Origin of the sequence: Flavobacterium sp. 1355, assembly GCF_017833415.1 — a bacterium.
In the GTDB taxonomy this organism is placed as follows: domain Bacteria; phylum Bacteroidota; class Bacteroidia; order Flavobacteriales; family Flavobacteriaceae; genus Flavobacterium.
The window spans coordinates 88,946-102,861 of record NZ_JAFICC010000008.1 but is presented as its reverse complement, the minus strand read 5'-3'; the positions used below and the strand labels follow the sequence as shown (position 1 = coordinate 102,861).

The following is a 13,916-nucleotide window of genomic DNA, read 5'->3' as shown; positions in this document are numbered from 1 at the left end:
AAGATATTATTTTAAACTGGCTTTTGTTTCTTTGATAGTTTTTAAATTACTATCAGACAATGCATTTCCGTCAAAAAAGGAAACTCCTTTTGCGCCATTATCTTTTGCATACAAAATAGCTTCTTTCAGTTCTTTATCAGATTTTAATCCTGGAATATAAATTCCTGTATTAATTTTTATTGCTTTTTCTTCCAGATCACTTACGCCTTGTTTTGTAGCATAACCAACCCAGTCAATTTCTTCATTATAAAAACTATGGTAAATCATTGGGTAAACCTCATCAATATTCCATTTATCCCAACGCTGGCGCACCATGTGATCTGCCATTTCCGGATAAGGGAATACTGCTGCTGTTAGTTTTTTATTGTGTTTGTGGGCAATTTTATAAGCATCATCAACTACTGCTTTTATAGCGTTTAGCCTGAAGTTTTTCCACTCCATATCAATTGAGGTATTGTGGCTTGTTTTTGGGTTTTTATGATGTTCTTTTTCAAATTTGCTTACGCAGGCATCACAATAACAAAAATCAAATTGAGGTAATTCTGTGTCCTGAACCAAATTATATTTTGGCAACAAGCTGATTGGTAAAAAGATATCCGGGAAACGAATGTAATCTAAGTGTACACTTTCTATTCCTTCTACTTTTGCCAAACCTTCTACCAGAGCCAAAACATGTTCTCTTGATTCTTTTTTTGTCGGACAAAGCCATTGGTAGTAATCTACATAAGGACGGTTGTCAAAACAAGATTTACCTTCTTTACTAACCTGATACCAATCCGGGTGTTGTAGGGCAAGTGAATCATTTGGACGGTTCATGGCCATAATCCAGGCATGCACTTTTAATCCTTCTTTTTTTGCAATTGGCACTAATCTTTTTAAAAGTTTAGGATCTGTTTGTGTATTGATTAAAACCTCATCAATACCGCCTTCTTTATATTTTTTGAATTCTTTTGCATAATCTGCGTCTTCTCTTTTAGCGTCTGCAGTAATCCAGACACCAAATTTAAAAGAGGTGGTTTCTTCTTTTTTAGCACAGGAGACAACAGTCAGTGCCAATAAAAAAAGGAATAGTTTTGGTAGTTTCATGGTTGTTTTTTTAGTTGGTTATAATTTTGCCGTCTTGTCTGATAATAAATATTTTATCAGAAAAAGGGCTTTTTACCGATATGTTAAAACCGGATGCATGATTCTCCAGTTTTGGTTTTAAGACTTTAGAATCGACACTAATTGTTTCTTTATTCAGGCTTGCTAAAGATACAGCCCATTTATTATTTTTTTGAAAATAATCTTTTTGTGCCCTGTAAAGTGTGTACAGTTCCCATTTTACTTTTTCTTCCTGAGGAATTGTAAAATTGTCTTTTCCTTCTTTGGAAGAAAAATAAACATACCCCCATTTTTCGGGTTCATGCATGTTGATAACTCCCATAGGTGACCAGACCCAATTGTATTCCGGCAAAAATTTTCCGGCTGCATCTTTCTTGCGTTCATATCCTTTATCGGTTATGCTGTGCTGCCAGTTTACCCTCGAAAAATTTACCCGCCAGAATTTGTCTGCAGGCACATTTTTATCAAAATAAGAGGTTTTATAAGATGCCCAGGGAATTGCCATTTCTAATACCCAACCTTCATCAATATCGTTTGGGTTATTGAGCGTTCCTTTAATTTTTACAGCAGATTTGAGCCCCGGAATATTCCAGTCATTTAGAACAACGTTATCATTTTCTCTGTAAGGTTTTGACAAAAACAGATCCCAGGCTGTATTTAATGCATTAATTTCTAATTCGTAATAATTAAAAGTGTCGCTATCGGGGTCAATGAAAACTTCAAAATCATTGTTGTAAAAGATAATGGTATCACGTTGTTTTAAATTTGCCCAAACATGTGGTTCATCAAGCTTTGCTAATATATAAAAATTGGTATCATCCCAGAGCATTTTAACCTTTGTTCCATATTTTGGTTTTTCGTTATTTTCAATATCTTCAAAAAGAGCTGTCCAATCTGCTTTGTTCCAGGAAACATCAGAACCATCTCCGTCAATAACAATTGTTTCCTGAGTTTTTGCGGCCACATAAGTTTTAGGCGTAATTGTTTTTTTCGATTGAGAAAACCCAATTATCGAAATAAATCCTAAAGCGACTGATAACCATTTTAATTTTAAACGCATGCTTTTTTTATAAACTATTATCTTTTGTAAATTGTATTACCTCACTTAATTTACCAAATGCCATTGCAACAACTGTATCTGCTGCTCCATAATAAACGGCCAATTTATCTTCTTCGATATCGTGTAATGCTGCACATGGAAATACTACGTTTGGTACATCTCCAACCATTTCATAAATTTCTGCAGGCCCTAAAAGGTAAGGCTGTGTTCTGTACTTTACATTTTCAGGGGCATTTTCATCCAGAAGTGCTGCTCCCATTGCATAACGAAAACCGTTGCAGGTATTGATAACGCCATGGTAGATCATCAGCCATCCTTCTTTGGTTAAAATAGGAATTGGTCCTGCACCTACTTTGGTACATTGCCATGCACTTTGTTCAAAAGGGCTTGGTTTCATTACCAATCTGTGTTCTCCCCAATATTTCATGTCCGGGCTATAGCTAATCCAGATATCTCCAAAAGGCGTATGCCCGTTATCACTTGGACGGCTTAACATAGCATATTTTCCATTTATCTTTTGTGGAAACAAAACTCCATTTCTGTTAAATGGTAAAAAGGCATTTTCACATTGAAAAAATTCTTTGAAGTCAAACGTATATCCAATCCCAATAGTCGGTCCGTTGTAACCATTGCACCATGTAATCCAGTAACGATCTTCGATAAAAACAACACGCGGATCATATTTATAAGCCGATTCGATCATCTCTGTATTTCCGGACTGCATCACAATTGGTTCGTGATTAATATCCCAGTCGATTCCGTTTTTACTGAAACCGGCAAAAATATTCATTTGTACCGCTTTGTTATCACATCTGAAAACACCTGCAAATCCGTCGCCGAAAGGCACTACTGCGCTGTTAAAAATACTATTAGACGAAGGAATTGCATATCGCTCAATAATAGGATTTTCAGAATATCTCCACATTACATCATTGCTGTTTTCTGGTCTGTCTTGCCAAGGAATACTACTCATTTTGCTGTTTTTTTATAGTTCTTTTTTTTTATTTTTTTATTTTTTGTCATCCTGAGGAACGAAGGATCACACTAGAAACTCCGCAATCTTTGTTGCCAATCTTTGTCGAGTTCCTTGTGTGGTCCTTCCTCCGTCAGGATGACAAAGCGAGTGTCTTAAACTTTGTCAAAGTTTGAACTTTGACAAAGCACTTATCTAATCCTCTATTCTTCTAACTTTATCCAACCAGGTAAACTTCAATATTGTGGTTGTTACTAAAAACACTATCAAAGCAACAATCGCTTTTGGATAATCTCTGATAATGAAGAATATCGGAAGCAAAATCATACTTGACTGCCATACAATTCCGATAGCGCAATTCATCATATCTTTCCAGAAATCGTTATTTTTTTCGAAAGTCTGGTCTTCTGCTTTTAATGTTTTATAAACAGGGTTCCACCAGCCCCACGGCCTTACGTTTTTATAGAAAGATCTTAAGACCTCCATGTCTGTTGGCTTGCTTAGGAAAGTTCCTAAAAGACAGCCTAAAATCGAGAAACCAAATATTAACGGGAATAAATAAATTGCCTGGACTTGTGACAGCTCATAAAGAAATGATCCCTCTGTTAAGCTTCCTTTGCTTTGACCTAAAATAAATTGTAACGAAGCAACAATCAATCCGGCGAACATTCCCCAGAAATAACCCCAGCCGTTAAAACGCCACCAGATCCATTTAAGGAAATTGGCTGCTACATAACCTCCGTATAATGCGCTTGTAATCCATAAGGTCAAAGAGTTAATCGAATCTGCAAAGAATCCCATGAAAACTCCTAAACCAACTACTAAGAAAGAGGAAATCTGACTTACCTTAATATAATGTGCATTTGTTGCAACCGGTTTGAAGTATTTTTTATAAATATCATTTACAATATAAGCCGGTCCTGCATTTACAAAAGCAGAGAATCCAGACATGAAAGCCGCCAGCAAGCCTGCTAATAAAATTCCTTTTATCCCAACCGGAATGTATAAGTTTACCACTTTTGGCATTAATAATTCTAAGTCGGCTCCGGTTAATGCTGCATTTGCATTTAATTCTGGTGCTAAGTTTACCAAAGCAATCACCACGATTCCTGTAATTAATAAGTATCTCGGAATAAATAAAATCAGATTGGTAAAACCACTCATGTAAGCTGCTTCTTTTACCGATTTTGTAGAAAGAACCCTTTGTAAATCATAACTTGGCGTTGGCCCGGCAACACTGGCAAAGAATCCTTTGAACAATGTCATCCCGATAAAAGCACCGAACATTTTGTATCCTTCAGAATCAATTAATTTATTGAATGTCTGAAACTTATCACCCCACTGGGTTTCAAACTGCCATCCGAAGAAAACATTTTTCCACTCATCTGTAATAACCGAATTGATCTGAATATCTGTATAATTGATAAAAGCATAGCCCGCGATTAAAACACCGGCAATAATCATAATTAAGTATTGTACAACTTCGGTTGCCACTACAGAAAACATTCCGCCTTTTACGGTATAAATTGTAGTTAAAAATATAATCAGTAATGCATAAGAACGTTCTGAAGTAAGTAAAACCATATCTCCGTACTGAAGTGTCAAATCCCACGGAAGAATAATAGTAACAAATTTTCCAATTCCTTCAAAAAAGTAAGCGATAAAACCAATTGTAGAAATAATGGCAAAAATGGCTACAATAATATGAGACGCTTTTCCGGCTCTATCGCTGCCAAATCGGGTTAAAATCCACTCAGAACCCGTCATTACTTTTGACCTTCTGATCCAGACGGCCAGGAACATCATGACAAAAATCTGATTCCATATTGGCCAAAGCCACATAAACATAAAACTTTTTACGCCATATAAAAACAATACGCCAATCATCCAGGAAGTTCCCGAAACATCAAACATTCCCGATCCGTTGCTAAGACCAAGAAAATACCATTTGATTGTTTTTCCGCCAAGGAAATAATCATCTAATCCTTTTGATGCTTTTCGTGAAATCCAAATTCCTATTCCTACTGAGAGCAGGATATAAGCTACGATAATTGATACGTCAATAATGTCCATTAATTTTTTTATTAGTTAGTTAGTTTGTATGATTTATTATAATCCCCATTTTTTATTTGGTTCTGAGCCCATTACAAAATGTAAAGTTCCTCCCTGCAATAATTGTTTATGTGAAATTGAAGTCTGATTGAATTCAATACCGTCTAATGTTGCAGACTGGATATAAAAATTCTTTGTTGAAACATTTTCTGCTTCAATTACAAAAGTTTTTCCACCCTGAAGGTTGATTGTTGCTTTTTCGAAAATCGGACTTCCGATTTCATATTCTCCCGAAGCCGGATTCATAGGATATAATCCCATTGAACTGAAAACATACCAGGCCGACATTTGTCCGCAGTCTTCGTTTCCGCTCAAACCGTTTGGCGTTGTATTGTATTGCGTGTCTAAAATATGGCGTACCCAATATTGTGTTCTCCATGGCTGTTTAGCATGATTAAACATGTAAGCAATATGGTGGCTAGGTTCGTTTCCGTGTGCATATTGGCCAATTAATCCGGAAATATCGGCCGAAACATTATTTCCTGTAATTTCAGAACTTTCGGTAAATAATTGCTCTAAACGACTGGTGAAAACTTCGTTGCTTCCGTGCAGTCTGATAAAGTCTTCTACATTCTGAGGTACAAACCAACTGTGCTGCCATGCATTTCCTTCGGTATAATCCGTATGTTCTCTGTGGTTAGAATGTTTAGGATCAAAAGGTTCATTCCATGATTTGCCATCATTGGATTTTCCTCTCATAAATCCTGTTTTCGAATCAAATAAATGCTGATATGCTTTTGAGCGATTGTAGAAAAATTCATAATCGACTTGTTTTCCAAGTGCTTTTGCCATCTGAGCCACACACCAGTCATCGTATGCGTATTCTAATGTTATGGTAACGGATTCGTCCAGTAAGTTGTACGGAATGTAACCGTATTGTTTGTAGAAATTTAAACCACGTTCGTCCTGCATCATAGTAGCTTTCATTGCTTCGAAAGCTTTTTCGGCATCAAAACCTTTTATACCTTTTAGATAAGCATCTGCAATAACAGGAATAGAGTGATAACCGGTCATTGTATTGGTTTCATTGGCATATAATGTCCAAACAGGCAAAATCTTTTTTGTCTCGTAATATGCCAACATAGAATTAACCATATCCGAAACTCTGTTTGGATCTAATATGGTAAGCAAAGGATTTTCTGCCCTGAACGTATCCCAAAGTGATAATGTAGAATAGGCTGTATAATTTTTTGCGGTTACAATTTTATCATCTTCTGTTCTAAACTGTCCGTTTTTGTCGCTATAGGTAACTGGTGCAACTTGTGCATGATACAAAGCGGTATAGAAAATTGTTTTTAGAGAATCTACAGGAGTTTCTACTGTAATTTTGCTCAAAGCTCTATTCCACGCGTTTTCTGCTTTTGATTTTACATCCTGAAAATTGAAATCCCCGCCATCCAAATTATCTTTTGCATTTTCGACACTTACTGAAGACAGTGCCACTTTTGCCAATAACTCGTTGGTGTTGTTTGGATTAAAAAATAATTGCAATGAAGTATTTTGTCCTTCTGCCACTTTACCTTCAACTACTTTTTTATCAGCAATTAAAGTCGTTTCTGTAATTGGTTTTGAAAATCTGGCAACAAAAAACACTTTCTGATTTTTTGCCCAGCCGGTACTAAAACGGTAACCGCTTATGGTATATTCGTCTTCAATTTTTATGGCTGTTTTTAAAGCTTTATCCCAATTAATTGCAAATCCTAAATCGACTACAACAGATTGCTTATCGTCTTTTGCAAATGTGTATTTATGAAATGCTGTTCTTTGTGAAGAAGTTAATTCTACATTGATTTTAGGATCTTCAAGAAAAACCTGGTAAGAGCCCGGTGTTGTTTTTTCGTTAACATGATTATATTTTGATTTATACGGAAGGAAATCGCGTGATGCGGCTTTGGCGGTTAAGTCTAATTTTCTGTTTACAGGCATAAATAAAATATCTGCCAAATCACCGATTCCTGTTCCGCTTAAGTGTAAGTGGCTAAAGCCTGCCACAATTGAATCTGAATAATGGTATCCGGAACACCAATCCCAGCTCGAAATTCCGTTATCGGGACTTACCTGAATCATTCCAAAAGGAACTGTTGCTCCAGGGTAAGTATGTCCATGCCCGCCAGTTCCTATAAAAGGATTTACGTGACTAACAAAAACATCTTTTTTGCTGTTATCGTTTTTTATCTTTATTTTACAACTTGTAATGATGGTTACAAATAAAATAAGTAAGGTAAAGTTCCTCATATAGCACAATCTTAATTTAACTTTAAATTTATATAATTCCCACTTTTATTAAAATTAATTTAGACGGATGACATATAAACTTAGATAAACATCAAAAAAAGTCAAAAACAGTACAATTATTATGATCTTAAATACAAGCAAGCTCTACCGCATTCAATTGCAGTATCATATTATATTTTGGTTAACTTATTTCGTTTTTAACACCTTTCGCTGGGGTAGCTATTTTAATGATTATGTTTATTCCTTAAAAACAAACTTATTGGGTTTTCCTATTCACATGGCTTTGTGCTATCTCAATATTTTTGTCCTGATGCCCAATCTCATTTATAAGAAAAAATACTTGTTGTATGTCATTGCTGTTTTATCTGCAATATTTATCATGGTGGTTTTAAAATTTAATCTTACCTATATATTAATAACTCACAATGTCTGGCCGGAAGGTCCAGAAACTATTGATAAGCTTTCGCTCAATTATACTATTGATATGATGATGGGTGAATTGTATGTTATGACATTTGTAACAGCTATTAAAATTACTTTTGATTTTCTTAAGGAGCAAAAAAGAGTTACTGATCTTGAAAAATCACAGCTAGAAACCGAATTACTTTTCCTAAAATCCCAAATATCACCACATTTTTTCTTCAACACCCTGAATAATATTTATTCTTTGTCTGTCGAAAAATCAAACAAAACACCCAAAATTGTCCTGAAACTTTCGGAGTTAATGCGATACATGCTTTATGACACAAGAACCCAGAAGCAATCTCTTGAAAATGAAATACTTTGTATTCAGAATTATCTGGATTTAGAAAGAATTAGAAATGATGACCGACTGGAAGTGAATATGTCTGTTTCAGGAGATATTCATGATAAGGAAATAAGTCCTATTATATTATTAACTTTTATTGAAAACGCATTTAAACATGGGGTGAATAAAAATACGGGGAAAGTAAAAATTGATATCAGTTTTAAAGTTAAGGAAGACTTTCTGTATTTTACAATTTCAAACCCAACACCAGAAATTACCGCACATACAGATAATTTTAACAAGTCAAGTGGTATAGGAATTGAAAATGTCAAAAAAAGACTCGAATTAGGTTATAATAAAGATGACTATAAGCTATCATTTAAAAATAAAAACAATATTTTTGTCGTGAAGCTTATAATTAAGGTGTCTTAATTATTTAAAAAGCTTTTTTTTATACTATACCCCCCGATTCTTTTACCAAGAAAAAAATAATATAAAAATGAGAATAAATTGTTTGATTATAGATGATGAGCCATTAGCAATCAATGTTATTAAAAATTATTTAGAAGCTGTTGAAAATTTTGAAGTTGTGGACACTTTTAGTAACCCTATAGAAGGTCTGAATTTTTTGAAGAACAACAAGGTCGATGTGATTTTCCTGGACATTAATATGCCCGTACTCGACGGAATAAATTTTATCAAAAGTCTGGATAATCCGCCTTTGCTTGTTATTACAAGTGCTTACAGTCAATTTGCAATTGAGACTTATGAACTGGATGTTTTGGATTATCTGGTAAAACCTATTGAGTTTCCGAGATTAATGAAAACGCTAAATAAAATTAGCAAAAGACTTAACAGCAGTACTCATCTTCCTCAGGAAAACAATCCGGAAAGCCCTTTTATATTTGTGAAGATTGATAAAAAGAGAATGAAAAAAATCTTTTTTAATGAAATCCTGGTAATCGAAAGTTTAAAAGATTATTTAAAAATAAACACTTTAACCGGAAAATATATAATACACAGCACCTTATCTGATTTTACAGATTTATTACCCGAAAGAAATTTTTTAAGAATACACCGTTCCTATACCATTGCAATTGATAAAATTGATGCCGTAGAAGGAAATAGTATTGAGATTGAAGGCCTTAGATATGTTATTGGAAGATCTTATATCGATCATGTCAAACAAAGGATTTTAAATTCTTCTGTCTAAAATTATCCTGTTTTAAATTTCGTTCGAATTTCCCAGCTTTCATTTATCACAACATAGCCCAAGGTTTCAACCCTGGGATTACGGATTATGCAATCATTGCGCTCCCAACGGTTGAAACCGTTGGCAATGTTTTATAAATTTCATTATGATTTTTTTATTAAAACAAAAAAAATGCAACCACAAGGGTTGCATTTCCATACAGGTAACTAACCAAAATAAACCATTTAAAAAATAATTTATTACTTTTCTATTTCATTAATTAGAAATAATATCGTTTAAATGCTTCGATAGCCGAATAATCTGCCAATCCCAAAGCATGGTATTTTTCTGCTGTCAGTCTGTTTCGGTCTTCGACTCTCACCCAGAATTCTCTGCTGTCATCTCCCTGAAACATAACGCCGTCTTTTTGAGACTGGTGATAAAAAATAGCATGACGCTTTTTTAGAACCTGATCCGGACTCATCGGAACCGCCATTTCTATTTGGTAAGATTCCCATTCGTGCCAGGCCCCGCGGTATAACCAAACCCAGCAATCATCCATAAAACTTTTATGTTTTAATCTTTTTAAAGCTTCAAACAAACTATCCAGACAAACTTTGTGCGTTCCGTGCGGATCTGCCAAATCTCCGGCTGCATATATTTGGTGTGGTTTTATTCTCTCAATAATAGCACACATAATTTCTATATCAGCTTCGCCAAGATTATTTTTCTTTACTGTACCTGTTTCATAAAAAGGTAAGTCAAGAAAGTTCACATTAGAATCTGGCAAACCTAAATATCTTGTTGCCGCCAGAGACTCACTTCTTCTGATTAACCCTTTTAATTTTCTAACCTCAAGTAAATCTATATCGTTGCTTTTTTTGCTTTTCAAAAAGCTGATGATATTTTCTGCCTCTGTTGAATCTGAATTTAAAGCTTTTGATATTTCAGCAAACTTTAAGGCTTCTTCGTTAGAAACAGCAATATTTCCTGACGTCTGATACGCAATGTGTACCTCATGACCCTGTTCTACCAATCTGTCAAAAGTTCCTCCCATCGAAATAACATCGTCGTCAGGATGTGGACTAAAAATGATAATTCTTTTTTTCTCCGGAGTTGCGCGCTCCGGTCTGTACGTATCATCTGCATTTGGCTTTCCTCCCGGCCAGCCGGTAATGGTTTGCTGCATTTTGTTAAACATCTTAATGTTTAAATCATATGCAGTGCCTTCTTCTGTCAGCAGACTCGACATGCCATTGTCGTTGTAATCTTTGTCTGTTAGTTTCAGGAAAGGCTTTTTTGTCAATTCGCTTAACCAGGCAACGGCTTTGAGTTTTAACTCTTCTGTCCAGATAACCGATTTTACCAACCACGGAGTTTTTACCCTTGTCAATTCAGACGAAGCTTCGGTATCCAGAACAAATGTTGTGTTGTTATGCTCTTGTAAATACGTTGCCGGTACGCGTGAAGAAATTTCTCCTTCTATTGTTTTCTTTATAATGCGTGCTTTGCTGATTCCCCACCCCAGAAGTACAATCCTTTTGGCATTTTTGACTGTACCAATTCCCATTGTAATGGCTTTTCTTGGTACATTATCAATCCCTAAAAAAGAAGATGCAGCATCCATACGGGTTAAGTGATCGAGCGTAATGCTTCTTGTTCCTGAATTTACGTGAGATCCGGGTTCATTAAAACCGATATGTCCGGTTCTTCCAATTCCTAAAAGCTGAAAATCCAATCCGCCATAGGCTTTAATTTTCATTTCATAATCAATGCAATATTGCTGCAGATCTTCATTACTTACATTTCCGTCCGGAATATTAATATTTCCCGGAAGTATATTTACATGATTAAAAAGGTGCTCATGCATAAAGTGGTAATAACTCTGAATATTATTTCTGTCCATCGGATAATATTCATCTAAATTGAAGGTTACTACGTTTGAAAAATTCAAACCTTCTTCTTTATGCAATCTGACTAATTCTTCATAAACTTTAATCGGCGAAGAACCGGTTGCCAGTCCTAAAACACATGGCTCATTTAGCTCTTCTTTTCTCTGAATTATGTTTGCAATCTCCTGAGCAACTAATATGGAGGCTTCCTGAGATGAATCGAAAATTACGTTATGAATTTTTTCAAAACGAGTTTCCTCAAACTTTCCAGCTTCTTTAAAATTTATACCTTCTTTAATCATTTATCTCTAATTCATTTATTTATATGTTAAAATTAAATTTTTAATATTCTAAAAAATTAAAAATTCGACTAATAACACAAAACCGTCGGTAAAAGACATAATTAGAAACTTTAAAAAAATTCAGGCACAGTTAATACCAGACAAGACTGCTATTCGATAACATTTATTTCTGCTATTGAAACCGTTTGTGCTTTTGTTACACTCGACAGGGCAACAAAACGAAGATATCGGGCTTTTGTTTCTCCAAACATTTTTACCTGTTCTATAGGATTGTTTTTAATGTTTGAAAACTCCCCTTCAGACTGCTTTGTCCACTTTATATTATCTGTACTGGTATAGAATTCATAGTGTGATATCAGGTTAAGATTATTGCCCACTTGCTGCGGAAAATAAGTAAAACCTTTTATTTTAAGAACCGCACCCATATCAATTGTAATTTCCTGCGGAAGTTTGTTTGAATCATTTCCAAAACCCCAATCTGTATTTGGATTCCCGTCGATAATACGATTTATGGTATTCATATCTCCGCTTGACGCAGAAAGCACTTTCCATTTTTCTTTAGAAATTCCATATTGGGCTGTACTTATTGCACTGCTGATTTTTTCTTCTTTATTAATAGCAACGGCTTTTATTTTTACGGCTTTATTGTACTTAAAAGCTCCTTTATATAAAGTACTTTTTATGGTCGGGATTTTACCATCAATTGTATAATAGATTATAGCATCATCTTCGGCTTTGATTGTTACAGTACCGTTTTTGTCACGCTGAATGTTAGGAGCCTTAACAAAAGTTGGCGCATTATAAGCTGCAATATTCGAAATAACAATACTTGCTTTTGAATCTGTAATATTTATTTTAAGTGCAGAAGCCAAAACTCTGTCAAATCTTAGAATTCTTTTATAACCAATCGTAGTTTCACTGGACACGGTTTTCCACTGGCCGTCAACTTTGGCTTCAACAGAAAAAGCTTTCACACGCTGTCCCAGCTTTATATATTCCTGAAGCAGAACACGATTAATAAAAGTTGGCTTATCAAAATTAAATTCAACAGAAGCCGTTTTTACCTTATCATCTGTTGCCCAATAGGTGTTTTTATTACCATCTGTCACATTGTTTGCTGCAAATTCGGCACTATTGCCCCTCACATTATCAGTACTTGTTTTACTTTTTGCTAATAATTCCGTTTTAAAATCAGATTTTATAGTTGCGACTAATTCTTTTAATCTTGCTTCGTCATTTTCATTTACCAATCCTCTTCTGTCAACAGGAAGGTTAAGCAATAAATTGGCATTTCTTCCTATTGATTCATAATAAATATCGACCATTTCATCCAACGGGCGAACCTTATCATCTTCTACAGCATGATAAAACCATCCCGGTCTTATCGAAACGTCTGCTTCTCCCGGAACCCATTTTTCCCCGTCTTCATGTCCGGAAACAAATTCTGTATAATTTACTTTTCCTGCCAGTTCATCTTTCTGGCGCAAAAGGCTCCAGTTCGTTTTTCCGGCGCGGCCTTCTTCATTCCCAATCCATCTCGCTTCTGATGGGCCAACACCCCAGACAAGTGTTTTGGGAGCCGTTTCATATATCAATTTATAGGTTTCATCCCAGTTGTAGTATTCAAGTGAATTTATTTTTCTGGTTTCATTTGCACCGCCATAATAACCATCGCCACCGTTAGCCCCGTCAAACCACATTTCAAAAACATCTCCGTAATTCGTCAATAATTCTTTTAGCTGATTTCTAAAATAAGTAACATATTCAGGTTTACCATATTGCGCATGATTTCTGTCCCATGGAGAAAGATATAATCCCAATTTTAAATCGTATTCTTTACAAGCTGCTGCTAATTCTTTGACCAAATCGCCTTTCCCGTTTTCCCATGGAGAATTTTTTACAGACCTTTCTGTATAAGCAGATGGCCACAGGCAAAATCCGTCATGATGTTTGGCTACTAATATAATTCCTTTCATCCCGGCTTGTTTTACTATACGGGCCCATTGGCGAACATCTAATTTTGTCGGATTAAATAATTGTGGTGACTCATCACCATAGCCCCATTCTTTATTCGTAAAAGTATTTAATGAAAAATGCACAAACGCATAAAACTCCATTTCGTGCCAGTCCACTTGTTTCTGAGTAGGCAAAGGTCCAAAAGGTTCCGGAGATTTTACCTGAGATACAGCTGGCTGAATTACAAGTAAAAAACAAAGTAACAGAAAAGCGGTTTTTATCGGGGTCATGTGAATATAGTATTTACAAGCGAATTAGACCATAAATTTAAAGTAAATGAAC

9 protein-coding genes are annotated in these 13,916 nt (G+C 35.2%); 2 read left to right on the top strand and 7 right to left on the bottom strand.

Features of this window, described 5'->3' with window-relative positions; all coding sequences use genetic code 11:
- Window positions 1-6 precede the first annotated feature (6 nt).
- The 5 genes from JOD96_RS11745 to JOD96_RS11725 all read right to left on the bottom strand — a co-directional run bounded on the left by JOD96_RS11745 (window position 7) and on the right by JOD96_RS11725 (window position 7,484).
- Complete coding sequence (locus tag JOD96_RS11745) at window positions 7-1,086, bottom strand: putative glycoside hydrolase (protein WP_209564459.1); 1,080 nt, start codon at window positions 1,084-1,086, stop codon at window positions 7-9.
- Between the two features lie 10 nt (window positions 1,087-1,096).
- On the bottom strand, window positions 1,097-2,164 hold the full coding sequence (locus JOD96_RS11740; RefSeq protein ID WP_209564458.1) for a carbohydrate-binding family 9-like protein: 1,068 nt from the start codon (window positions 2,162-2,164) through the stop codon (window positions 1,097-1,099).
- 7 nt (window positions 2,165-2,171) lie between these two features.
- A complete protein-coding gene (locus JOD96_RS11735) occupies window positions 2,172-3,137 on the bottom strand; it encodes a glycoside hydrolase family 130 protein (RefSeq protein ID WP_209564457.1) in 966 nt (321 codons plus the stop codon).
- Between the two features lie 195 nt (window positions 3,138-3,332).
- Window positions 3,333-5,210: a sodium:solute symporter family protein gene (locus tag JOD96_RS11730; RefSeq protein WP_209564456.1), complete on the bottom strand. Its 1,878-nt coding sequence runs from the start codon at window positions 5,208-5,210 to the stop codon at window positions 3,333-3,335.
- Window positions 5,211-5,246: 36 nt separating this feature from the next.
- On the bottom strand, window positions 5,247-7,484 hold the full coding sequence (locus tag JOD96_RS11725) for a GH92 family glycosyl hydrolase (protein WP_209564455.1): 2,238 nt from the start codon (window positions 7,482-7,484) through the stop codon (window positions 5,247-5,249).
- 121 nt (window positions 7,485-7,605) lie between these two features.
- Here JOD96_RS11725 and JOD96_RS11720 point away from each other — a divergent pair, with 121 nt between their 5' ends.
- Both JOD96_RS11720 and JOD96_RS11715 read left to right on the top strand, forming a co-directional pair.
- On the top strand, window positions 7,606-8,664 hold the full coding sequence (locus tag JOD96_RS11720) for a sensor histidine kinase (protein WP_209564454.1): 1,059 nt from the start codon (window positions 7,606-7,608) through the stop codon (window positions 8,662-8,664).
- Window positions 8,665-8,731: 67 nt separating this feature from the next.
- Window positions 8,732-9,445 (top strand): LytR/AlgR family response regulator transcription factor, encoded by a 714-nt coding sequence (locus JOD96_RS11715; RefSeq protein ID WP_209564453.1) that lies wholly within the window; start codon window positions 8,732-8,734, stop codon window positions 9,443-9,445.
- Between the two features lie 259 nt (window positions 9,446-9,704).
- On the opposite strand, the gene nagB is transcribed toward JOD96_RS11715, so the two are convergent.
- Both nagB and JOD96_RS11705 read right to left on the bottom strand, forming a co-directional pair.
- On the bottom strand, window positions 9,705-11,618 hold the full coding sequence (nagB, locus tag JOD96_RS11710) for a glucosamine-6-phosphate deaminase (RefSeq protein ID WP_209564452.1): 1,914 nt from the start codon (window positions 11,616-11,618) through the stop codon (window positions 9,705-9,707).
- 149 nt (window positions 11,619-11,767) lie between these two features.
- Entirely contained in the window at window positions 11,768-13,855 is a 2,088-nt protein-coding gene (locus JOD96_RS11705) for an alpha-L-fucosidase (RefSeq protein WP_410744288.1), read from the bottom strand.
- Between the last annotated feature and the right edge of the window lie 61 nt (window positions 13,856-13,916).

Bases quoted from the DNA above. Each gene is read 5' to 3' on its own strand.
- JOD96_RS11745 (WP_209564459.1), bottom strand. From the start codon at position 1,086: ATGAAACTACCAAAACTATTCCTTTTTTTATTGGCACTGACTGTTGTC.
- JOD96_RS11740 (WP_209564458.1), bottom strand. From the start codon at position 2,164: ATGCGTTTAAAATTAAAATGGTTATCAGTCGCTTTAGGATTTATTTCG.
- JOD96_RS11735 (WP_209564457.1), bottom strand. From the start codon at position 3,137: ATGAGTAGTATTCCTTGGCAAGACAGACCAGAAAACAGCAATGATGTA.
- JOD96_RS11730 (WP_209564456.1), bottom strand. From the start codon at position 5,210: ATGGACATTATTGACGTATCAATTATCGTAGCTTATATCCTGCTCTCA.
- JOD96_RS11725 (WP_209564455.1), bottom strand. From the start codon at position 7,484: ATGAGGAACTTTACCTTACTTATTTTATTTGTAACCATCATTACAAGT.
- JOD96_RS11720 (WP_209564454.1), top strand. From the start codon at position 7,606: ATGATCTTAAATACAAGCAAGCTCTACCGCATTCAATTGCAGTATCAT.
- JOD96_RS11715 (WP_209564453.1), top strand. From the start codon at position 8,732: ATGAGAATAAATTGTTTGATTATAGATGATGAGCCATTAGCAATCAAT.
- nagB (WP_209564452.1), bottom strand. From the start codon at position 11,618: ATGATTAAAGAAGGTATAAATTTTAAAGAAGCTGGAAAGTTTGAGGAA.